The organism is Nonlabens sp. (assembly GCF_018401815.1).
In the GTDB taxonomy this organism is placed as follows: domain Bacteria; phylum Bacteroidota; class Bacteroidia; order Flavobacteriales; family Flavobacteriaceae; genus Nonlabens.
The window spans coordinates 303,888-324,945 of sequence record NZ_JAGYKG010000002.1 but is presented as its reverse complement, the minus strand read 5'-3'; the positions used below and the strand labels follow the sequence as shown (position 1 = coordinate 324,945).

22 protein-coding genes are annotated in these 21,058 nt (G+C 36.4%); 18 read left to right on the top strand and 4 right to left on the bottom strand.

The window, feature by feature from the left end; genetic code table 11:
* The first annotated feature begins 75 nt into the window (after window positions 1-75).
* The 4 genes from KG732_RS05805 to KG732_RS05790 all read left to right on the top strand — a co-directional run bounded on the left by KG732_RS05805 (window position 76) and on the right by KG732_RS05790 (window position 4,327).
* Window positions 76-1,059: a D-alanine--D-alanine ligase gene (locus KG732_RS05805; RefSeq protein ID WP_213521519.1), complete on the top strand. Its 984-nt coding sequence runs from the start codon at window positions 76-78 to the stop codon at window positions 1,057-1,059.
* Complete coding sequence (coaD, locus tag KG732_RS05800; protein ID WP_213521518.1) at window positions 1,056-1,508, top strand: pantetheine-phosphate adenylyltransferase; 453 nt, start codon at window positions 1,056-1,058, stop codon at window positions 1,506-1,508. The genes KG732_RS05805 and coaD overlap by 4 nt, the downstream gene beginning before the upstream one ends.
* 234 nt (window positions 1,509-1,742) lie before the next feature.
* The gene (locus tag KG732_RS05795; RefSeq protein WP_213521517.1) at window positions 1,743-3,509 is read left to right on the top strand and encodes a M14 family metallopeptidase; all 1,767 of its coding nucleotides are present in this window, start codon (window positions 1,743-1,745) and stop codon (window positions 3,507-3,509) included.
* Window positions 3,506-4,327 (top strand): hypothetical protein, encoded by an 822-nt coding sequence (locus KG732_RS05790; protein ID WP_213521516.1) that lies wholly within the window; start codon window positions 3,506-3,508, stop codon window positions 4,325-4,327. Before KG732_RS05795 ends, KG732_RS05790 begins: the two co-directional genes overlap by 4 nt.
* Here KG732_RS05790 and KG732_RS05785 read toward each other — a convergent pair.
* Window positions 4,307-4,918, bottom strand: a complete 612-nt coding sequence (locus KG732_RS05785) for an NUDIX hydrolase (protein WP_366508895.1) — start codon at window positions 4,916-4,918, stop codon at window positions 4,307-4,309. The two genes, KG732_RS05790 and KG732_RS05785, sit on opposite strands and share 21 nt — an antisense overlap.
* Before the next feature lie 7 nt (window positions 4,919-4,925).
* Here KG732_RS05785 and pyrE point away from each other — a divergent pair, with 7 nt between their 5' ends.
* Together pyrE and KG732_RS05775 are read left to right on the top strand one after the other, a co-directional pair.
* Window positions 4,926-5,567 (top strand): orotate phosphoribosyltransferase, encoded by a 642-nt coding sequence (gene pyrE, locus KG732_RS05780; protein ID WP_213521514.1) that lies wholly within the window; start codon window positions 4,926-4,928, stop codon window positions 5,565-5,567.
* A gap of 9 nt (window positions 5,568-5,576) precedes the next feature.
* Window positions 5,577-5,963 carry an SRPBCC family protein gene (locus KG732_RS05775; RefSeq protein ID WP_213521513.1) on the top strand — a complete coding sequence of 129 codons (387 nt, stop codon included), beginning with the start codon at window positions 5,577-5,579 and terminating at the stop codon, window positions 5,961-5,963.
* Here the strand turns inward: KG732_RS05775 and KG732_RS05770 are convergent.
* Window positions 5,960-6,667 (bottom strand): biotin--[acetyl-CoA-carboxylase] ligase, encoded by a 708-nt coding sequence (locus KG732_RS05770; RefSeq protein WP_300980336.1) that lies wholly within the window; start codon window positions 6,665-6,667, stop codon window positions 5,960-5,962. The two genes, KG732_RS05775 and KG732_RS05770, sit on opposite strands and share 4 nt — an antisense overlap.
* Before the next feature lie 85 nt (window positions 6,668-6,752).
* Here KG732_RS05770 and rsfS point away from each other — a divergent pair, with 85 nt between their 5' ends.
* The 6 genes from rsfS (at window position 6,753) to KG732_RS05740 (ending at window position 11,608) form a co-directional block, all read left to right on the top strand.
* Window positions 6,753-7,124, top strand: a complete 372-nt coding sequence (gene rsfS / locus KG732_RS05765; RefSeq protein WP_213521512.1) for a ribosome silencing factor — start codon at window positions 6,753-6,755, stop codon at window positions 7,122-7,124.
* 67 nt (window positions 7,125-7,191) lie between these two features.
* On the top strand, window positions 7,192-9,162 hold the full coding sequence (ftsH, locus tag KG732_RS05760) for an ATP-dependent zinc metalloprotease FtsH (protein WP_300980361.1): 1,971 nt from the start codon (window positions 7,192-7,194) through the stop codon (window positions 9,160-9,162).
* Between the two features lie 63 nt (window positions 9,163-9,225).
* Window positions 9,226-9,843 carry an LUD domain-containing protein gene (locus KG732_RS05755; protein ID WP_213521510.1) on the top strand — a complete coding sequence of 206 codons (618 nt, stop codon included), beginning with the start codon at window positions 9,226-9,228 and terminating at the stop codon, window positions 9,841-9,843.
* Window positions 9,844-9,846: 3 nt separating this feature from the next.
* Window positions 9,847-10,686, top strand: coding sequence for a phosphatidate cytidylyltransferase (locus KG732_RS05750; RefSeq protein WP_213521509.1), 840 nt, complete (start codon window positions 9,847-9,849; stop codon window positions 10,684-10,686).
* Window positions 10,676-11,329 carry a phosphatidylserine decarboxylase family protein gene (locus tag KG732_RS05745; RefSeq protein WP_213521508.1) on the top strand — a complete coding sequence of 218 codons (654 nt, stop codon included), beginning with the start codon at window positions 10,676-10,678 and terminating at the stop codon, window positions 11,327-11,329. Before KG732_RS05750 ends, KG732_RS05745 begins: the two co-directional genes overlap by 11 nt.
* Window positions 11,330-11,608: an acyl-CoA-binding protein gene (locus KG732_RS05740; RefSeq protein ID WP_213521507.1), complete on the top strand. Its 279-nt coding sequence runs from the start codon at window positions 11,330-11,332 to the stop codon at window positions 11,606-11,608.
* Window positions 11,609-11,897: 289 nt separating this feature from the next.
* Here KG732_RS05740 and KG732_RS05735 read toward each other — a convergent pair whose 3' ends face one another.
* On the bottom strand, window positions 11,898-14,528 hold the full coding sequence (locus tag KG732_RS05735; RefSeq protein ID WP_213521506.1) for a valine--tRNA ligase: 2,631 nt from the start codon (window positions 14,526-14,528) through the stop codon (window positions 11,898-11,900).
* 116 nt (window positions 14,529-14,644) lie between these two features.
* Here KG732_RS05735 and KG732_RS05730 point away from each other — a divergent pair, with 116 nt between their 5' ends.
* On the top strand, window positions 14,645-15,043 hold the full coding sequence (locus KG732_RS05730; RefSeq protein ID WP_300980334.1) for a DUF1573 domain-containing protein: 399 nt from the start codon (window positions 14,645-14,647) through the stop codon (window positions 15,041-15,043).
* Here KG732_RS05730 and KG732_RS05725 read toward each other — a convergent pair whose 3' ends face one another.
* Window positions 15,044-16,336, bottom strand: a complete 1,293-nt coding sequence (locus tag KG732_RS05725) for an aspartyl protease family protein (RefSeq protein WP_213521504.1) — start codon at window positions 16,334-16,336, stop codon at window positions 15,044-15,046. It abuts the gene before it with no gap.
* Window positions 16,337-16,466: 130 nt separating this feature from the next.
* Between KG732_RS05725 and KG732_RS05720 the strand changes: the two genes are divergently transcribed.
* The 5 genes from KG732_RS05720 to lipA all read left to right on the top strand — a co-directional run bounded on the left by KG732_RS05720 (window position 16,467) and on the right by lipA (window position 21,011).
* Window positions 16,467-17,657, top strand: a complete 1,191-nt coding sequence (locus tag KG732_RS05720; RefSeq protein ID WP_213521718.1) for a pyridoxal phosphate-dependent aminotransferase — start codon at window positions 16,467-16,469, stop codon at window positions 17,655-17,657.
* The gene (murB, locus tag KG732_RS05715; protein ID WP_213521716.1) at window positions 17,657-18,685 is read left to right on the top strand and encodes a UDP-N-acetylmuramate dehydrogenase; all 1,029 of its coding nucleotides are present in this window, start codon (window positions 17,657-17,659) and stop codon (window positions 18,683-18,685) included. Before KG732_RS05720 ends, murB begins: the two co-directional genes overlap by 1 nt.
* A gap of 84 nt (window positions 18,686-18,769) precedes the next feature.
* Window positions 18,770-18,973: a membrane or secreted protein gene (locus KG732_RS05710; protein WP_213521503.1), complete on the top strand. Its 204-nt coding sequence runs from the start codon at window positions 18,770-18,772 to the stop codon at window positions 18,971-18,973.
* A 9-nt stretch (window positions 18,974-18,982) separates the two neighbouring features.
* On the top strand, window positions 18,983-20,092 hold the full coding sequence (locus KG732_RS05705; protein WP_213521502.1) for a glycosyltransferase: 1,110 nt from the start codon (window positions 18,983-18,985) through the stop codon (window positions 20,090-20,092).
* A gap of 46 nt (window positions 20,093-20,138) precedes the next feature.
* Window positions 20,139-21,011 carry a lipoyl synthase gene (lipA, locus tag KG732_RS05700; RefSeq protein WP_213521501.1) on the top strand — a complete coding sequence of 291 codons (873 nt, stop codon included), beginning with the start codon at window positions 20,139-20,141 and terminating at the stop codon, window positions 21,009-21,011.
* Window positions 21,012-21,058: the final 47 nt, after the last annotated feature.

Here is a 21,058-nt window from a genome sequence, read left to right as displayed (position 1 = left end):
GATAAGGATAGAATAGGTTCCTAGAACGACAACTTTTCTAACTTTGTTGTTTACGCTTAAGCGAAAAATCAACTTATGAAAAACATTGCTGTATTAATGGGTGGCTATTCCCACGAATGGGAAATATCCATGAAGAGTGGTGCTGTCATTGCAGAAAACCTCGATTCTGACTTGTATCATATCTATACTGTCGCTATTTTAAAAGAGGGTTGGTATTACAAAGACGCCGCTGGAAAGCGGCATGAAATTAATAAAAATGACTTTAGTTTATCTATAGAGGGCAAAAAAGTCACTTTTGACTGTTGTTACAATACCATACATGGAACTCCTGGAGAGGACGGCATCCTACAAGCAATGCTAGAACTTTTACATATTCCACAAACCTCTTGCGATTATTATCAAAGTGCCATCACTTTTAATAAAAGAGATTGTATCGCCATACTTAAGCCTTGGAACATTACTACCGCAAAACATATGTACTTCAATCAAGGAGATCGTATTGATGCCGAAGTAATTGCAAGAAACATAGGCTTGCCTTGTTTTGTAAAAGCTAATCGCAGTGGCAGCAGTTTTGGCGTTTCTAAAGTTTATACAGTTCAAGATATGGATGCGGCATTGGAAAATGCTTTTGCTGTTGACAATGAAATTATTATCGAGTCCTTTCTCGATGGCGTAGAAGTGTCTGTAGGGGCTTATCAAATTGATAAGGACATAAAAATATTATTACCTACGGAAATCGTGAGCGAAAATGATTTCTTTGATTATGAAGCAAAATATCAAGGTAAATCACAAGAAATAACTCCAGCACGCATAAGTAAAGAGCACACCAATGCAGTTCAAGAAATTACAAGACGTATTTATCAAGTTTTGAAATTAAAAGGTCTTGCCAGAGCCGACTTTATTTTTCACAATAATATTCCTCATTTTATTGAAGTAAACACAAATCCAGGAATGAGTGAGGAAAGTATCATACCTCAACAAATTAAAGCTTCGGGAGGTACTATGAAAAATGTATTCACTCAAATTATTGAAAACACCATTAAACAACACAACTCATGAAAAGAGCCGTTTTTCCAGGAAGTTTTGACCCTATAACTTTAGGCCACTATGATATTATAGAAAGAGGATTAGGGCTCTTTGATGAAATTATAATAGCTATAGGAATTAATGCCGATAAAAAATATATGTTTTCCCTAGAAGATCGCAAAAGCTTTATAGAAGAAGCTTTTGGTAAGAACCACAAAATAAAAGTGATGACCTATTCTGGGTTGACTATTGAGTTTTGCAAAGAACAACATGCGGCCTTTATACTTAGGGGCCTGCGCAATCCAGCCGACTTTGAATTTGAAAAGGCTATCGCACATACCAACAGAAAACTCTCTGAAATTGAAACCGTATTTTTACTCACCAGTTCAGGAAAAAGTTATATTTCTTCTTCCATAGTTAGAGATGTGATCAGAAACAATGGTGATTACACCAGTTTAGTTCCTGATACGGTAAGGATATAGGTTACTTTAGGGTGGAGAAAAAAAGTTTAGAGATTGGAAGTTAGAAGTTATAAGTTATAAGTTAGAAAAGAACGATTTTCTATTCATCAATCTACTCCACTATTAACCAAAGTTTTAAAAAGCTAAACTGTTTGAACTTATTAATAGAAACAAAGACTTCTTGAAATGCAAGATGCTCACATTACCAAAGAGCTATCTATAAATGAATAAAGTACAGCAACCTAAACATATAAAATGAACAAATTTTTTATCCTATTAGTTACTGCCTTTTTATTATTTTCTTGTGGGACGGATAGTAAAGAGCAAGCTGTTCAAGCTATTAAAGATGCTCAAGAATATCTTACGCCTTTTGAAAATGGAAATGGAAATCAAACGGCTACCTATGAAGAAGTTATTGCTTTTTATAAAAAGTTAGCTGCAGACTTTGCAAGTATACAATTAGAAGAGATAGGACTTACTGATAGTGGAAAGCCTTTGCATCTTATCAGCTTTTCAAAAAAGTCCATTGACTGGAGCAGTGCTAACGAGGACAAAATTAAAATTTTGATCAATAACGGAATTCACCCAGGAGAAAGTGACGGTATAGATGCTAGCCTGATGCTCTTAAGAGATCTTGCTACTGGGAAAGTAAACGCTCCTGATAATTTGATTTTTAGCGCTATTGCTATTTATAATGTAGGGGGTTCTTTAAACCGCAATACCTCCACTCGTACCAATCAAAACGGTCCAGAATCCTACGGTTTTAGAGGTAATGCACGTAATTATGACTTGAATAGAGACTTTATAAAGGCAGACTCCCGCAACGCCTTAGCATTTTATAAAATATACCACAAAATCAATCCAGATATTTTTATTGATAATCACGTGAGCAATGGAGCTGATTATCAATACACGCTAACGCACCTGTTCACACAACACAACAAGTTGGGAAATGCGGCAGGCGATTACCTTCACTCAAAGCTACAGCCAGAATTAGAAAATCGACTTGCAGCAAGAGACTTAGCCATTACCCCCTATGTAAATGTTTTTAATTCTTCACCTGAGAATGGTTTTTCTCAATTTATGGATTACCCGAGATACTCTACAGGTTATACCAGTTTGTGGAACACACTAGGAATGATGGTTGAAACGCATATGTTAAAGCCTTATAAAGACCGTGTATTGGGCACTCAAGCCATCATGGAAGAAATGATTGTTATAGGTTCTGAAAACGTTTCAGAAATCAAACAAGCTCGTGCTGATTCTTTTACTGCTTATAAAGCTGCTACCTCTTATGCATTGAACTATTCCATTGATAATTCTATAGCCGACACCTTAAACTTTTTAGGTTATGAAGCGGTCATTGGTAAAAATGAATTGACGGGAAACAACTTGATGACTTATGATCGCAATCAACCTTTTACTAAAAAAACAGCTTATCAAAATTACTTCAAAGCAATCGATAGTGTTTCCATTCCAGATTATTATGTAGTACCTCAAAGCCAATGGAAAATCATCGAATTGATGCGGCACAATCACATACAGATGGAGTTATTACCAAAAGACACCACTTTAAATGTTACAAAATACCGGATTGCTAACTATAAAACTGCTACAAGTGCATACGAAGGACATTATCCTCACTCTAATGTACAAGTGGAAGAGGAGGTTATAGTATTAGGCTTTCGCGAAAGCGATATCATCATCCCAACCCGTCAACCTGGTATACGATATATTATAGAAACGCTTGAGCCTGCTGGACAAGACTCTTTTTTCAAATGGAATTATTTTGACACTATACTTCAACAAAAAGAGGGCTTTTCTAGTTATGTCTTTGAATCTACTGCTCAAAAAATTTTAAGTGAGGACAACGATTTGAAAAAAGAATTTGACTCGTTGAAAATAGCAAATAAAGACTTTAGAGAAAGTAATTACCAACAACTGGACTGGATCCATAAACGCAGTCCTAACTATGAAAAAGCGCATTTAACTTACCCTATTTATAAATGGAACAAAAAATGAATAAAATCCTATTAATTATTAGTTGCATCATATTAGTATCTTGTCAAAACAAAAAAAATACAATTGATGAATCTCCAATCACTGAGATAAAAGTGGCGGGCTCCATTTCCTATGAGCTCTTAGAAAAAGACCTCACATGCAACGGGAAGAATTATTCATATTCCATACCTAATTTCAATTCAAAAACGCCCGCCGATAAGGTTCTAAATCATGCGATTACGGGCCTGATAACAAGAGACTTTATAGATGTTACTTATGCCCAAGGAACGCCGCTAAAAGATCTTTTTGACACCTTTACCAGCAGAAGAGAGCAGGTTGTATGTAGGGAGCAAAAGAACGAAGGACTTCTAGATGTAACTACTGTTTTTGTTTCTGATGTAGAAAAGTTTACCAGCTATGAATTAGAATATACCCGAGCTAATGAAAAAGGAAGACTTTTAAAGACCTACCTCAAACCAGAGTTGAAAGAAATTCATTTAAGCGATCTTATTCCAGAAAGTAAACAAGGGGATGTGAAAATAATTTTTGATGCTAACTTACAACAAGCCGTGGCAAATCTTATAACTGATATTCCCTCTGGGGACTTACAAAATAAATTTATAGAGCACGTACGCAATACGGCATTTCAATTTGACCCTAAAGACTTTGAAAGCAGCGGTCTTGCTTTTCAATTTAACAGTGAAATTTCCAAAAACTTGAGGCTGTCCAAGAAAGTGAATTTGCCTAGAGAATTTGACTTTTTAAATCGAACAGTAATCGTAGAGATAGATGCCTACCAGTTGACTCATTATTTAGATCTATCGCACATCATCAACTAACATGTCGTCTGGAAAAAGCTCTCTAATGTTAGCATAAGAATCCTTTAAAGCCAAAATCGCCATTTCTTTATTGATCCATACCGCTTTGTCAATCCCTTCTTTCTTCTGTGGTTTCAGCTTTTTATGAAAGTCTGTTTCCATGATGAACCAGTGGGTCAACTTTAATTTAAGTTTTCCTTTTCTAGAAAAAGTGTGATAGGTATGTCCTAAGTAATCGGTGATTTGAAGCCCCCTTACTCCAGTTTCTTCTTCTACTTCTCGTATAGAAGTTTGTTCTATGGTCTCGCCGTTTTCTGCTTTTCCTTTAGGCAAGTCCCATTTTCCGTTTCGGTGTATAAAAAGAAAATCATTATCTCGATTCAACACCAAGCCTCCACCTGCAATAACCATAGGCAATAGCTTATGAAGTCTTTTTAAAAGCTTGGATTCATTTTTAGAATATAAAACCACATCAGTGATTTCTTTATTTTCGATTTGTTGAACAAGTTCTTTAAAGTTTACCTTTTTAATATTGAAGGTATTATGATTTTTGAAAGTGTTTTTATCAGAGGTAACAATTATAGCAACCTCTTTCACAAAAACTTTATACATTTGCCCCATGGTTAGAGATAAGAAAATAGCAATAAAAACTGCTGAGTTATTATTGCAAATTAAAGCAATAAAATTGCAACCACAAGAACCTTTTACATGGGCAAGTGGATGGAAATCTCCTATTTACTGTGATAATCGAGTAACACTCTCTTATCCAGAGGTTAGAAATTTCTTAAAAGAACAACTAGCAACGCAGCTTGAAGCGCTTTATGGCAAACCAGACGTAATCGCTGGAGTTGCAACAGGGGCGATAGGAATAGGAATGCTAGTTGCTGACTTCATGAACCTTCCTTTCATTTATGTGAGGCCAGAGGCTAAAAATCACGGCCGCCAGAATCAGATAGAAGGACATTTAGATAAAGGACAAAAAGTTGTGGTTGTTGAGGACCTTATCAGTACTGGTAAAAGCAGCCTTAATGCAGTAGACGCTCTTCAAGAAGCCGGCGCTGATGTAAAAGGTATGCTAGCGCTATTTTCTTATGGCTTTGAGTTTGCTGTAGAGAATTTTAAAAAGTTCGACTTGGAATTAACTACGTTAAGTGACTACGACCACCTTATCGACCAAGCCACTCAAGCTGGTCATTTTAAGGAAGATCAAATAGAATTATTAAAAAGCTGGAGAAAAGATCCTAGCAACTGGAACGTTTAATTCAATATTATGAATCTAGAAAGTCGAGTAGCAAAAACACAAAAAAAACCTGAAGAATTATATAATTTCCTGATTCAGGTAGACAATTTTAAAAACCTAATGCCGGAGGACACTAAGTTTGAATTAAAAGGGGAAGACAAGTTCCTTTTTGGGCTTAAAGGAATGCCCGAAATAGCACTAGCGCTGACCGATAAGACTCCTTATTCACAAGTGGTGTTAGGATCTACAAGCGATAAACTTGCTTTTACGCTTACTTGCGACATTAGTGAATCTGAAAGTGGATCTGAAGCACAATTAGTATTTAATGGAGAGTTCAATGCCATGATGGCCATGATGATCAAAGGACCTATCAATAAATTTTTAGAACAATTGGCTAACGGATTAGAAAAGATCTAATACACCCATTCCAACTCTTTAAGTTCAAAGGCATTCAACTGATCATTAACTTGTAATAAAAGTTTTCCGTCTGGATCAGTGCCTTTAACAATCCCCTGAAAAAATCCTTTTGAAGATTTAAAGGAAGTCATCTGGTTGTATTTATAAAGATACCTGTGATACTCTTGGGTGACTCTTAATGGGTCGCGCAAATTGGTTTGAAGTAAGTTTAAAAAACCGATAAGCAAGCGTTCTAAATCAAATGCGCTACCTGTTATATTCTTTAAAGAAATAGCTCTAGGTAAATTTTCAAAAGTTTCTTGATTTACATTTAGGCCAATACCCACTACCGAAGAGGTTAAGAGTTTTCCAGAAAAATTATTTTCAATAAGAATTCCAGCGAGTTTGTGATGAACTGACAAGATGTCGTTAGGCCATTTAATAGTTGCTTGAACTTGTAATTCTTTTTTTAACCACTCCACTAAAGTGACTGACAGTAGCTTATTTATTAAAAAAGGGGTTAGATTTTGTATATTTTCGGTCAATAAAATACTGAACGTCAGATTTTTACCTTTTTCAGAAATCCATGTCGTTCCTTGTTGTCCTTTACCATTAGTTTGTTCCATTGTGTAGAGGGTGGTTAGATGCGGCAATGCGCTTTCGCGAAAGCGAGATTTCAACTCCTCATTGGTAGATGTAGTGGCATGTAATTTGACTATGTTCAAAATGAAGATTTATTCGTTAGTTTATAGGTAATTTAATAAACCTAGATCAAAAAAAGAATAAATTTGTGAATACAAAAAATATTTAATGATAAAAGATACCGTTTCTACCGATTCGCTTATTACACAAATTATAACTGGAATAGAGGATGTAAAAGGAAATAACATAACCATACTTGATTTACGAGAATTAGAAAACACTGTAACCAGCTATTTCATTATATGCAACGGTACTTCCAATACGCAAGTAAATGCTATTGTAAACTCCGTGCAAAGAAATGTCAGTAAACAACTACGTGAAAACGCTTGGCACGTAGAAGGCACTGATCAAGCAGAGTGGGTTCTTATGGACTATGTGAACGTGGTAGTCCATGTATTTCAAAAACATATAAGAGAATATTACGACCTGGAAGAATTGTGGGGTGATGCAAAATTTACCTCTATAGAAAGTACTTATTAATTAAGATCACATACAAAAGATGTCAGAAAAAAATAATAAACAACAGGATAAAAGGAAGCCTAATCTAATGCCTGGTCAAGGAAAACCTAAATTTAGTATTTGGTGGATTGTTGTTCCTATTGCTTTACTTTTTGTAGGGTATAATTTATTGAGTAATAACTTTAATCAGACTAAAAAACTAACCTATAACGAGTTTTTTGAGGCTATTGAAAATCGAGAAGTAGACAGTATCGTAGTTATAAGTAACAGAGGGGAAGCCCAAATTTACATGACTAAAGATGCTCTTGCCCTATCCAAATACAAACCTAGTACTAAAACACCTTCATTCAGCGGGGTGAAATTACCTAACTACACGGTAGAATTTGGTGATGCAACATCTTTTGAAGAGCAATTAAAACAAGCTATTAATACTTCGAGCCCACAAACAAGACTTGTTTTTGATAGAGAAGATGAAGGTCTTACCGACTTATTAATTTCCATTCTTCCTTTTGTATTCATAATTGGTATTTGGTTGTTTTTAATGAAGCGCATGAGCGGTGGTGGAGCTGGCGGTGGCGGCGGTCAAATTTTTAATATCGGAAAGTCAAAAGCAAAGTTATTTGATCAAAAGACTGATATTAAAACCACATTTAAAGATGTTGCTGGACTGGAAGGAGCAAAAGAAGAGGTGCAAGAGATCGTAGATTTTCTTAAAAATCCTGAAAAATATACCTCATTAGGTGGAAAGATACCAAAAGGAGCCTTATTAGTTGGTTCTCCAGGGACTGGTAAAACACTCCTAGCAAAAGCTGTTGCTGGAGAAGCAAAGGTGCCTTTTTTCTCTTTGAGTGGATCAGACTTTGTTGAAATGTTTGTGGGTGTAGGTGCCAGTCGAGTACGTGATTTATTCAAACAAGCAAAAGAAAAATCTCCTGCCATCATTTTTATCGATGAAATAGACGCCATAGGACGAGCAAGAGGAAAGTCTAACATGTCTGGCTCTAATGACGAGAGGGAAAATACATTGAACCAACTGCTTACCGAGATGGATGGTTTTGGAACCAATACTAATGTTATTGTACTAGCTGCAACCAATCGTGCCGATATACTAGACAAGGCATTGATGCGTGCTGGACGTTTTGACAGACAAATCTATGTCGACTTGCCAGACGTAAGAGAACGAGAGGAAATTTTTGAAGTTCACCTAAGACCTTTAAAAAAGGTAGAGAACGAATTAGAAACGGCATTCTTAGCAAAACAAACACCTGGATTCTCTGGGGCCGATATTGCAAATGTTTGTAATGAAGCTGCTCTTATAGCCGCTAGAAAGGGTAAAAAAGCAGTAGGAAAACAAGATTTCCTCGATGCAGTAGACCGTATCGTAGGGGGACTTGAGAAAAAAAATAAATTAATCACCCCTTCTGAAAAGAAAACAATTGCTTATCATGAAGCTGGTCATGCCACTGTAAGCTGGATGACAGAACACGCTGCCCCTCTAATTAAAGTAACTATTGTCCCTAGAGGACAATCTTTGGGTGCCGCATGGTACTTGCCTGAAGAAAGACAAATCGTGCGTCCAGAGCAAATGTTGGATGAGATGTGTGCCACCATGGGAGGCCGAGCTGCAGAAAAAGTGATCTTCAATAATATCTCTACTGGTGCGTTAAGTGACCTTGAAAAAGTTACCAAGCAAGCTCGTGCTATGGTTACCATTTATGGCCTTAATGAAAAAGTAGGAAATATTACCTATTATGATTCTAGCGGTCAACAGGAATATTCGATGACTAAACCTTATAGTGAACAAACAGCGGTTATTATCGATGAAGAAATTTCTAAGATTATTGAACAACAATATCATCGAGCTATAAAAATTCTAGAAGAAAATAAAGATAAATTAACACAACTTGCTGAAATTCTTTTGGAAAAAGAGGTGATTTTTAAAGATGATTTAGAAAAAATATTTGGAAAACGCCCTTTTATCAAAGAGCAAGCGGTATCCTTAAAATCCTCTACTCGACCAATTCTAAATGAAACTTTAAAGACTGATGAGGAAGAATAGTTTGCTAGCATTGATTTAAGTAACTATCTTTACGGTTGTTCAATAAAATGCTATGCACAGGCAATGAGTATATTTAAACGATTTTTTAAGAAATCTTCTGATTCTGAACCTAATATGGGCTATGATGAAGAGCGTTCTAAATATATGCCCGATGAAAAACCACCGTTAGACGAAGAATTTATTCATAACTTTCAGCATCAAGGAGGAAGATTTCTTTATGCTATTGATGAAAAGGAGATCCAGCAACATTTTGAAGACATTCTTGTTGAACATGATTATTTTGAAAAAGACGTGCTTTGTTTTGATCAACCACTTACAAAACGCTTTGAAGGTTTTAATTTAAACTACTCTCCTACTAATTTTCATGGGGAGTTCTTTTTAGGCACATGTGAATATATCATTTCAAATAATGGCGCCATTCTTTTTTCATCTAGACAAATAAAAGAAACTAAACCAGCAGAACTCCCTAAAACTTATGTCATTCTAGCAAGCACTAGTCAGATAGTAGAATCCATTGGAGAAGGTTTGAGGGGCATTAAGCAAAATAGTCAAGGACACATCCCAACAAACATCACAACGCTCAAGAACTTTAAAGAAACCGCTCCTAAACAAGAAAAAGATTTAATGAATTACGGAGCTCCTAATAAAAGACTTTATCTACTACTTTTAGAAGACCTATAAAAAATGAGAGAATTAATTACTCGTTCCATTTCTGGAATCGTTTATGTATCTCTTGTGGTATTAAGCGCCTTATTTTCAAGAGATGTCTTTATTATTTTATTTTGTGCCTTTGCCTTTATTTGCCTGTTGGAATTAATGCCAATGATTAGGTTAAGACAATGGTTTATCTATCCTATACTTCCTATTGCATATTATTTCTTAGTATGGAAAAGCGTATCCATGGAATTTATTTATTTCCTCCTAACAGCTACCTTATTGGTCAACATATACCTTATAAGAGATCTGGTTCTAGTGGATAGGATTGCACTTTTTAATACTAAGAAACACGTCATAGCATTGCTCTATTTGATAGGAAGCAGTCTGTTTTTAGCTTTAATCCCAGACGTCGTGGCGAAGACCAACTTTGTTCAGGATTCATTTCAAGAAGAACTGATCATAGGGATCTTTGTTATTATATGGACCAATGATAGTTTTGCATACCTCTTTGGTAAAAATTTTGGAAAACACAAACTCATGAAACGCATCTCCCCAAAAAAAACCATTGAAGGCTTTGTTGGAGGTTTAGTTATGGCCATTGCTGCTGGTGCCGGACTTTTTTATTATTTAAAATCCATAGGAATTATTAACTACAGTGTTTGGGACTGGATGATCATAGCCTGTGTCGTAGCTTTTTTTGGCACCATAGGAGATTTAATTCAAAGTAAAATAAAACGACAAGCAGAAGTGAAAGATAGCGGTAGTATTATGCCTGGTCATGGTGGGATTTTCGATCGCATGGACAGTATTATATTTGCAGCTCCATTTGCTTACGCCACTTTTCTAATTATCAATTATGTTTCATAAAGAAGGAAACCAAAGTATCTTAATTGCATGTGTACTTACTGTAATTTTAATGAGTACCATATGGCTCGTATCCATTCCTCAATGGATGCAAATAAGCCTGTCTGCTATCACTATAACGTTGCTCTTTATCATACTGCAATTCTTTAGAAACCCTAAAAGAAATACTATTTTAAGTGACTCTACCGTCGTTTCTCCAGTAGACGGAAAAGTAGTAGTCATAGAAAAAGTTACGGATAATGAGTACTTCAAAGGAGAGCGCTTAATGATATCTGTATTCATGTCTCCTATCAATGTACATGTGACCAGATACCCTATTTCTGGCATAATAGCTTACAGCAAGTACCATCCCGGCAAGTACCTTGTGGCATGGCACCCTAAGGCTAGCGAAGAGAACGAACGCACTACTGTTGTTATCAATCACAAGAATAATAATATACAAGTGATGTACCGACAGATTGCTGGAGCACTTGCAAAGCGCATTGTTAACTATGCCCAAGAAAATGATACGATTATACAAGGGAATGATAGCGGTTTTATTAAATTTGGTAGTCGCGTGGATGTTTATCTACCGGTAGACACGCTAATCAGCGTAAAATTAAACCAGAAGGTAAAAGGAGGAGAAAGCATACTGGCTACTTTTTAGATGACAGAAAAAGAACTTGATATTGATTTTAATAAGGCTTTCGCGAAAGCGTCCTCTGAAGAACAATCTTTAGTGCCACCAGACCTGCAACTACATTTGTATGCCTATTACAAGAGGGCTATTAATGAACCTTACGTGAGCAACCGCAGTTTTGAATCAAACGATTTGAGAAGTGCCTTTAAAATGAATGCTCTTATTCAGGTGCAATCCCTATCTAAATCCGAAGCAAAAAAAAGGTACATAGAGATCGTTGAAAAACTCTATCCTAAACCTTGGTAAGCTATCCTAATCGCGATTGGATGAAGTTATACATATAGACAAGAACCCATATTAAAAAAGCCTCCTAAGAGTACTCTTAGGAGGCTTTTTTAATTACATACAAGGCGTTAGTTAATCCTTTTTTCTAAGAATATAAATCGCGAGTGCTGTTAAACATAAAACAGCAGCACCTAAAATAATTACTATAGTTACAAATGGATTCATAATTTGTTTTTGTTTCTTAAAATATAATTCATAAACACTCCAAAGCTACTAGAAGTGTCGATCTATAGCTCTCAAGTTTCCAGAATTACTTTAAAGCCTTCATACTTGCCTCAATCGTTTCGATCTTTGCTAGAGTGTCGGCTTCTTTTTTCTTTTCTATGGCCACCACTTGTTCTGGCGCACTGCCTACAAAGCGCTCGTTACTAAGCTTCTTTTGGACCCCTATTAAAAAGCCTTTGGCTCTTTTGAGCTCAGCTTCTAGTTTTTCTAACTCTGCAGCCACATCCATGTTCCCTTCTAAAGGTATGAAGTATTCATTAGATCGTACTCGATAACTGGCAGCTCCAGCGACTTGCTCAGAAATTATCTCAACACTAATAACATTACCCATTTTTTGAATCAATGAGTTGTATTTTGTATCTAAATCTTCATTATTAATGGCCTTCAACTCGATCTGGTTTTTAAAAGCGATTTGCTTTTCTTTACGCACCGTTCTTATCCCTGATATCACCTCTTGTACGAGTTCAAAATCAGTTAATACTGTTTGATCTGAAGTTCCTCCTTCTGGCCATGTATTGATACATAACGCTTCTTCTACCTTACGATTAGAAATACTTTGCCATATTTCCTCTGTTATAAATGGAGTAAATGGATGCATCAATCTCATGTTATCTTCTAATAACGCAATAACCTCAGCAAGGGTTTTTGGATCAATAGGCTGCTGGTATTCTGGTTTGATAATTTCTAATAACCACCCACAAAAGTCATCATAGATCAATTTATAAGAAGTCATCAACACATCGCTAATTCTATATTTGGAATAGTGATCCTCAATTTCTGACAATACTTGATTAAAACGACTGGTATACCACGCAATTCCTTGAGCAGCATGTTGCGGCTGTTCTAGTGATTTGTCCACTTGCCATCCTTTTATGAGCCTAAAGGCATTCCACATTTTATTTACAAAGCCTTTACCTTGCTGGCAAAGATCTTCATCAAACATAATATCATTTCCTGCTGCAGCACTTAGTAACAATCCAACACGCACACCATCAGCACCATACTCCTCTAATAAGTTTAACGCATCTGGCGAATTCCCTAAAGACTTGGACATCTTACGACGTTGCTTGTCTCTAACTAATCCAGTGAGGTAGACTTTATCAAAAGGCCTTTCACCGCGTAATTCATAACCCGCAACAATCATACGAGCCACCCAAAAGAATAAAATATCTGGCCCGGTAACTAGGTCACGAGTAGGATAATAGTAATTGATCTCTTCGTTTTCTGGTTCTAAAATACCGTTGAACACACTTATAGGCCACAGCCAACTCGAGAACCAAGTATCGAGAACATCATTTTCTTGACGTAAATCTTCTGGTAGTAAGTTGTTGTTATTAGTTCGCTTTCGCGAAAGCGCAACAGCCTCATCAAGACTAGTCGCTACAACAAAATCATCTTTTCCATCACCGTAATAGTAAGCAGGAATGCGTTGTCCCCACATTAATTGTCTCGAGATATTCCAGTCGCGTACGTTTTCCATCCAATGGAAATAGGTGCTTTTAAATTTAGGTGGCAACAACTCTACAATATCTTCCTTAACAGCTTTTATAGCAGGCTTTGCCAATTCGTCCATTTTCAGAAACCACTGGTCAGATAGTCGAGGTTCAATAACCGCATTAGTGCGCTCACTGGTTCCTACTTTATGAACATGGTCTTCTTTCTTTATAAGAAAACCACGGTCTTCTAATTCCTTAGAAATTTCTTTACGCACTACAAACCGGTCTTTGCCTTCATAATGCAACCCAAAGCTATTTAACGTAGCGTCTTCATTAAAAATATCGATCACCTCTAGATGATGCGTCTCTCCTATTATTTTATCATTTTCATCGTGTGCAGGGGTTATTTTTAAAGCTCCTGTACCGAATTCCATATCCACATAAGGATCTGCAATTACGGGAATCTCGCGATTTACTATAGGCACAATAACTGTTTTACCTACCAAGCTCGTGTAGCGCTCATCATCTGGATGTACACAAATTGCGGTATCCCCCAGAATGGTTTCTGGACGAGTAGTAGCAATACTAACAAAATCTTCGCTTCCTTTAAGTTGATATTTTAAATGGTATAAATGTCCATTACGCTCTTCATAAATAACTTCTTCATCGCTTAACGTTGTCTTTGCTTCTGGATCCCAGTTGACCATACGGTAACCGCGGTAAATCAATCCTTTGTTGTACAAATCAATAAACACCTTTATCACCGATGCAGACATATCGTCATCTAAGGTAAACTTTGTACGAGACCAATCGCAACTCGCTCCTAATTTCTTAAGTTGCTCGAGAATAATACCACCGTATTCATCGGTCCAGTCCCAAGCGTGTTGTAAGAACTCTTCACGGGTCAAGTCGTTTTTGTCAATTCCTTGATCTTTCAACTTCTTGACTACCTTAGCCTCGGTAGCAATAGAAGCATGATCTGTCCCAGGAACCCAACAAGCATTATATCCTTTAAGGCGTGCACGACGTATCAACACGTCTTGGATAGTGTTGTTGAGCATGTGCCCCATATGCAAAACTCCAGTCACATTAGGTGGCGGAATTACTATCGTATAACTTTCTCTTTCATCTGGTATGGATGTGAAAAAATCATTTTCTATCCAGTAATTGTACCATTTCTCTTCGGTAGTTTTGGAATCGTATTTTGACGCTAAGGACATGTTTGGCTTAGTTTTTGAAATTCATCGACAAAAGTACTATTTACTTAAAATATAAGCAGCATGAACCAGCACTTTAAGATGGATAGTTTACTTTTATTGACTTAAATAAATTAATGATGAAGAATTTACTCATAATTTTATTTACAGGATTGCTAGCTACTGGAGCAGTAGGACAAAGCAACCCTGCACAAGACCCTCTTACCACTATAGAATTTGAATCTACCACATTGGACTACGGTAAAATAGAGAAAGGAAGTGATGGTATTAGATCGTTTACTTTTAAAAACACCGGAAACCATCCATTGATCATCTACAAGATTTATTCTTCGTGTAACTGTGACATTCTATCCAAGCCTGAAAAGCCTGTAGCTCCGAGAGAAATCGCAGAAATTAAAATTAAATATGCAACCCATAAAATTGGACCTATTGTAAAAACAATTACGGTGTATGCCAATATTGACAAAAACCCAATTCCATTGAGACTAAAAGGTGAAGTGATACCAAAAAACAACTAATTACAAGACCAGAGGAATATTCACAATTTCTACTTTAACTATTTTATCCCCTCTTTTAATTCTAATTTTCAATTTCTTGTAGGGATTTTTAAAGAATAGCTCGGTAACTTTATTTAAAGTAAGCTCTTTCTGACTGTAACTATTGATACCAATAATTTGGTCTCCCACCATTACTCCTGCCTTATCAGCAGGAGAGCCTTCTCTAATATAATCTACAAATATTTTAGGAACGTATTCATAACTTAATTGAACTCTAGGGGAAAGATCAATACTGGTAACTGTGCTGGTTGAATTACCATAACCTATTTTATTCGGAATAAATTTTTCTCCTACATAGGTGGTAAATAAATCCAAGTCTCCTTTTTGCACCCCTATGCCACTCATGTTGTAATAAAAACCCTCGTCAAAACTCTTATTGGGAATCATTATAATGCTTGCATTTGGATAATCCAAAACTACATCAAACCTCCTTAATAGCTCTCCTCCTAGGCTTCCATCATGCGAAAAACTTGTTTTTTTACTACTGTGATATTCTTTATACGGATAGGACACCGCCACATTATTTAATGTAGAATTAAACAATTTCAAAGATTGAACCTTTGTCCTAAGTCCATATATATCTCCATTTATTCCAAAACCTAAATAATCCTCAAAACTGTTTTTAAAAACCACATCCTTCCCTACTTCGTTTAACACCCACAATGCATCACCACTCCCAGTATCTATAAGCAATTCATAATCACCTTTTACCAAATCATTATCAAGATAACTATTTATAAAAAGCCTATTGCCCTTTAGGTTAAGATCAAATTGTTCTGCCCTTCGTAAATAATTTGGTAAGTCCTCAAAATGATTATAGACTTTGATATAAGAATCTTGATAATCGATATGAGAAATAAAATTCTTTAAAAAATCAACACTTAATAAACCGTGTACCTCTATGTCCAATTTAGGTGACATGTCTATATCTGTATCACTTAGAACTAAAACCTCTGCATCCTTATTTAAAATATGCTTCCCCACTTCAATAAAGTTGCCAAGGGAGTGATAGGCTTTTAATGATTTTTTTTTACCATATCCGTTGACTTGAATGTACCTGCCTTTTTTAATACGCAAAGAGTCAATACCTCTTAGATTAAAAATGATCGTTTTAGTTGCTCCAGTATCTAAAATAAAATTAAAATCAACATCATTGACCTTAACAGGAACAATGATTAAATTGGAATAAGATTCAAATGAAATTTTCTCTTGTTCAATTCCCGGCGCCAACAAAAACCCCTCTTGTGCATTCATTATTTGAGGAATACTGCAAATACAGGCTATTATCAACAACAAGCTTTTCATCACACATAAATATAAGGTATTGTCAAAGTCTTTTGTCTATCCTTACGCAAGTATTACCTTTGCCATTCAAAAAGTTACTATGCCACAAATCTCTAAAAAAGGACAAAGTATGCCCTCTTCTCCAGTAAGGAAATTGGTTCCTTATGCCGAAGCTGCCGCCGCTCGCGGAATACACATATATCCACTTAATATTGGTCAACCTGATATAAAAACACCAAAGCATGCAATCAATGCTGTTAAAAATGCAGACATGGAGGTGCTTTCTTATAGTCACAGTGCAGGAAATCAATCCTATAGAGATAAACTTGCCCTGTACTACAATAAAAATAATATGCATATCACCAGTGAGAATATCATTGTTTCTACTGGTGGCAGTGAGGCGTTACTCTTTGCTATGGGAAGTATTTGTGACTATGGAGATGAAGTGATTATTCCAGAACCATTTTATGCTAATTACAATGGCTTTGCTACAGCAAGCGGTGTTACTGTAAAACCTATTTCAACTCATATAGACAACAACTTTTCTTTACCAGCTATAAGCGAATTTGAAAAACTGATAACAAATAAAACAAAAGCCATTCTTATCTGTAACCCAGGGAACCCTACAGGATACTTATACACACCAGAAGAAATGGATCAGTTATCTGCTCTTGTAAAGAAGCACGATTTGTTCCTCGTTTCCGATGAAGTATATAGAGAATTTGCTTACGATGGACGCGAGCATATATCGGTGATGCATATGCCAGGACTTGAAGAGCATGCCATTATGATTGATTCTGTTTCTAAACGCTACAGTATGTGCGGTGCTCGAATAGGCTGCATGGTTTCCAAGAACAAAGAAGTGATGGCTACTGCAATGAAGTTTGCTCAGGCCAGACTTAGTCCTCCTACTTTTGCACAAATAGCTGCCGAAGCTGCCCTAGACACTCCACAAGAATATTTTGATGAAGTCATCACGGAATATATAGAACGTCGTGATATTCTTATAGCAGGTCTTAAAAAAATAGAAGGAGTTCAAGTAGCAAATCCAGGAGGCGCTTTTTATTGTGTTGCTCAACTTCCAGTAGAAGATACAGACATTTTTGCACAATGGCTACTAGAAGAATTTGAGCTTGATGGTGAGACCATAATGGTAGCTCCAGCTGCAGGATTTTACAGCACGCCTGGAATGGGTAAAAACCAAATAAGAATCGCTTATGTTCTTGAAAAAGAATCGCTTAAAAAATCTATTCGTATTTTAGAGCAAGCTTTGAAGGCCTACAAGGGATGATCGTCATCAAACATCATTTCCCTTTAAAGGAGCACAATACTTTTGGTATTTCCGCTTTCGCGAAAGCGTACACAGCACCAGCATCCGTACAAGAATTAAAAGAAGCCTTAGGTTATTATCACGATCAGGACATTTTTCTACTAGGCGGTGGAAGTAATATGTTGCTTATCAATGATGTTCAACAACCAGTTATTCACGTTCTTTTAAAAGGAATAGAGGTTACAAAAAGCACAGAAAACCATATTTATGTAAATGTTATGGCAGGAGAAAACTGGCATGACTTTGTGCTTTATTGTATTGAAAAAAACTTTGCAGGTATAGAAAACCTATCCCTTATTCCCGGTAATGTGGGCACATCCCCTATTCAAAATATAGGTGCATATGGGGTGGAGCTCCAAGACAGTTTTGACAGCTGCAACGTCATTGATATTAAAACACTAGAAGAAAAAACACTTTCTTTAGCCGATTGTAAATTTGGTTATCGAGATTCCATATTTAAAAATGAGGCTGCTGGTAAGTATGTGATTACCTCAGTAACTTTTAAACTTACCAACCTTAACAAGACGGATGACTACCAACTTAAAACTGGCTACGGTGATCTGAAAGAAGAGCTGAACCGACTGGGTGGTGACCCAAGCATTCAAAAAGTATCTCAAGCTGTGATCCACATAAGAAGTTCTAAATTACCTGACCCTAAAATATTAGGTAATAGCGGTAGCTTTTTTAAGAACCCCGTTATTAAACGATCTGTATATGAAGACCTGTTAAGAATGCATTCAGCAATGCCTTCCTATCAGGTAGATGAAGAGCATGTAAAAGTTCCTGCTGGCTGGCTTATAGATCAGTCTGGGTTTAAAGGAAAAAGGTATGGAGACGCTGGTGTTCATGACAAGCAAGCGCTCGTATTAGTGAACCACGGCAAGGCTACTGGAAAAGAAATCCTGGAGGTAGCCCATAAGGTTCAAAATGCAGTATATGATCTTTATGGAATAAAGATCGACACTGAAGTTAATTTAATTGATCACTAAATAGTACCAATAAAAAACCAAGTGATAATTTATAGTTCTTGATTGTAAACCCTTGACTCTAATACGTATCTTTGCCTTATGGATTTGAAACTTATACTTATATCATTTGTCCTTCTATCACTCGCTTTTGCGGGTATCGCCATAAAAATATGGAGTAAAAAGGACGGTAAATTTGCGGGAACTTGTGCCAGTCAAAATCCGTATCTTAACAAAAATGGAGATGCCTGTGGCATGTGCGGAAAATTACCCGAAGAACAAGATTGTAACAACAATCAAGCAAAAGCCTAATTGCTATTTATGGAAATAGGTGCTCTCTTCTATGTTTTGGCAGGCTTTGCTATTTTGAATTCTGCGTTCCATATTTTTTTATCAAAAGTTGCTTACTACAAAGAACCCGAAGCACAAGGAAGCTTAAAAAAAGCAGTCTCTGTAATTGTTTGTTCCAAAAACGAGCAAGAAAATTTAAAAGTATTAATTCCTAAATTATTAGAACAAGACCATCCCAACTTTGAAATCATTTTAATAAATGACGCCAGTCATGATGACACCAAAAATGTCATTGAGGATTTCAGAGTAAAGGACCAACGCATCAAAATGGTAGATGTGGTCAATAACGAAAGCTTCTGGGGGAATAAGAAATACGCATTAACCTTAGGGATTAAGAAAGCGGTTAACGATCACTTAGTTTTTATTGATGCTGACTGCACTCCAAACAGTTCCCAATGGCTGTCCATAATGTCTAAACATTTTACAACAGATATAAAAATTGTTTTGGGATATAGCGGCTATAAAAAAGTTAACGATTCCCTACTCAATAAACTGATCCGATATGAAACGGTCTTGACCGCAATTCAATATTTCAGTTATGCGTTACATGGCAACCCATATATGGGCGTAGGCCGCAATCTAGCCTATACAGCGACTCGATTTTATGAAGTAAATGGTTTTATGGATCACATGAGAATACTCGGTGGAGATGACGATTTGTTTGTCAACCAAGCTGCGAACTCTGAAAACACTACCGTATCTTTAAATGAGGATTCCTTTACCAGCAGCCAGCCTAAGACGAACTGGTCTTCCTGGTGGAAACAGAAAAAAAGACATATCAATACAGCGTCGCATTACAAAAAAACCCATAAGCGTTCACTTGGTTTATTTTACATCTCTCAAATCGGATTTTTTATTTCGGTGATTTTGGGCTTGTTTTTTGGCCTTAACTGGATACTTATTGTATCCGTAATATTGGTGCGATATGTGGTATTTTGGGTGGTAATGAGCAAAGGCTTTTCACGTTTTCGCGAAAGCGATATCATCATGTTACTTCCCGTATTGGAATTAATTTTATTGGGTATTCAAATGGCACTATTTATTTCTAACATGGTGCATCGACCAAAACAATGGAACTAGTTAGTAATCCTTATTGATACGACTACATTATCATTAACTTTGTATTATGGAAGCAGTAAAAACATCAGAGGCACCAACTCAGAAAAAACCAAAATGGTTGCGAGTTAAATTACCAGTAGGCCAAAAATATAAAGAGTTAAGAAGTACCGTAGAAAAGTATGACTTACATACTATTTGTACTTCAGGTAGCTGTCCTAACATGGGAGAATGCTGGACCGAAGGAACAGCAACTTTTATGATTTTAGGAAATACATGTACGCGCTCTTGTGGCTTTTGTGGGGTAAAAACTGGCCGTCCGGATACCGTGGACTGGGCAGAACCAGAGAAAGTAGCGCGCAGCATTAAATTAATGGGCATCAAACACGGTGTGATAACCAGTGTAGATCGTGACGATTTAAAAGATATGGGATCCATTATCTGGAAAGAAACGGTCGCTGCGATAAGACGTATGAATCCAGAAACAACCTTAGAAACACTGATTCCAGATTTTCAAGGGAATACCAGAAACATAGACCGAATCGTAGAAGCAAATCCAGAAGTAGTTTCTCACAATATGGAGACGGTAAGACGACTTACTCGTGAGGTACGTATACAGGCTAAATACGATACCAGCTTAGAAGTGCTTAGATACTTAAAACAACAAGGCATTAAACGCACCAAATCGGGCATCATGCTAGGACTAGGGGAACTTGAAGAAGAGGTAATACAAACCATGAAAGATCTTAGAGATAACAATGTAGACATAGTTACCATAGGTCAGTATTTACAACCTTCTAAAAAACACTTGCCTGTAAAAGAATTTATCACTCCAGAACAATTTAAAAAATATGAAACTATAGGCCTAGAAATGGGCTTTAGACACGTAGAAAGTGGTGCCTTAGTAAGAAGTTCTTATAAAGCGCATAAGCATATCTTGTAAGCTATTTATAACCTTATAAATCCTTTAAAAACTAAGGATCAAATGAC

Bases quoted from the DNA above. Each gene is read 5' to 3' on its own strand.
- KG732_RS05805 (WP_213521519.1), top strand. From the start codon at position 76: ATGAAAAACATTGCTGTATTAATGGGTGGCTATTCCCACGAATGGGAA.
- coaD (WP_213521518.1), top strand. From the start codon at position 1,056: ATGAAAAGAGCCGTTTTTCCAGGAAGTTTTGACCCTATAACTTTAGGC.
- KG732_RS05795 (WP_213521517.1), top strand. From the start codon at position 1,743: ATGAACAAATTTTTTATCCTATTAGTTACTGCCTTTTTATTATTTTCT.
- KG732_RS05790 (WP_213521516.1), top strand. From the start codon at position 3,506: ATGAATAAAATCCTATTAATTATTAGTTGCATCATATTAGTATCTTGT.
- KG732_RS05785 (WP_366508895.1), bottom strand. From the start codon at position 4,918: ATGTATAAAGTTTTTGTGAAAGAGGTTGCTATAATTGTTACCTCTGAT.
- pyrE (WP_213521514.1), top strand. From the start codon at position 4,926: ATGGTTAGAGATAAGAAAATAGCAATAAAAACTGCTGAGTTATTATTG.
- KG732_RS05775 (WP_213521513.1), top strand. From the start codon at position 5,577: ATGAATCTAGAAAGTCGAGTAGCAAAAACACAAAAAAAACCTGAAGAA.
- rsfS (WP_213521512.1), top strand. From the start codon at position 6,753: ATGATAAAAGATACCGTTTCTACCGATTCGCTTATTACACAAATTATA.
- ftsH (WP_300980361.1), top strand. From the start codon at position 7,192: ATGCCTGGTCAAGGAAAACCTAAATTTAGTATTTGGTGGATTGTTGTT.
- KG732_RS05755 (WP_213521510.1), top strand. From the start codon at position 9,226: ATGAGTATATTTAAACGATTTTTTAAGAAATCTTCTGATTCTGAACCT.
- KG732_RS05750 (WP_213521509.1), top strand. From the start codon at position 9,847: ATGAGAGAATTAATTACTCGTTCCATTTCTGGAATCGTTTATGTATCT.
- KG732_RS05745 (WP_213521508.1), top strand. From the start codon at position 10,676: ATGTTTCATAAAGAAGGAAACCAAAGTATCTTAATTGCATGTGTACTT.
- KG732_RS05740 (WP_213521507.1), top strand. From the start codon at position 11,330: ATGACAGAAAAAGAACTTGATATTGATTTTAATAAGGCTTTCGCGAAA.
- KG732_RS05735 (WP_213521506.1), bottom strand. From the start codon at position 14,528: ATGTCCTTAGCGTCAAAATACGATTCCAAAACTACCGAAGAGAAATGG.
- KG732_RS05730 (WP_300980334.1), top strand. From the start codon at position 14,645: ATGAAGAATTTACTCATAATTTTATTTACAGGATTGCTAGCTACTGGA.
- KG732_RS05725 (WP_213521504.1), bottom strand. From the start codon at position 16,336: ATGAATGCACAAGAGGGGTTTTTGTTGGCGCCGGGAATTGAACAAGAG.
- KG732_RS05720 (WP_213521718.1), top strand. From the start codon at position 16,467: ATGCCACAAATCTCTAAAAAAGGACAAAGTATGCCCTCTTCTCCAGTA.
- KG732_RS05705 (WP_213521502.1), top strand. From the start codon at position 18,983: ATGGAAATAGGTGCTCTCTTCTATGTTTTGGCAGGCTTTGCTATTTTG.
- lipA (WP_213521501.1), top strand. From the start codon at position 20,139: ATGGAAGCAGTAAAAACATCAGAGGCACCAACTCAGAAAAAACCAAAA.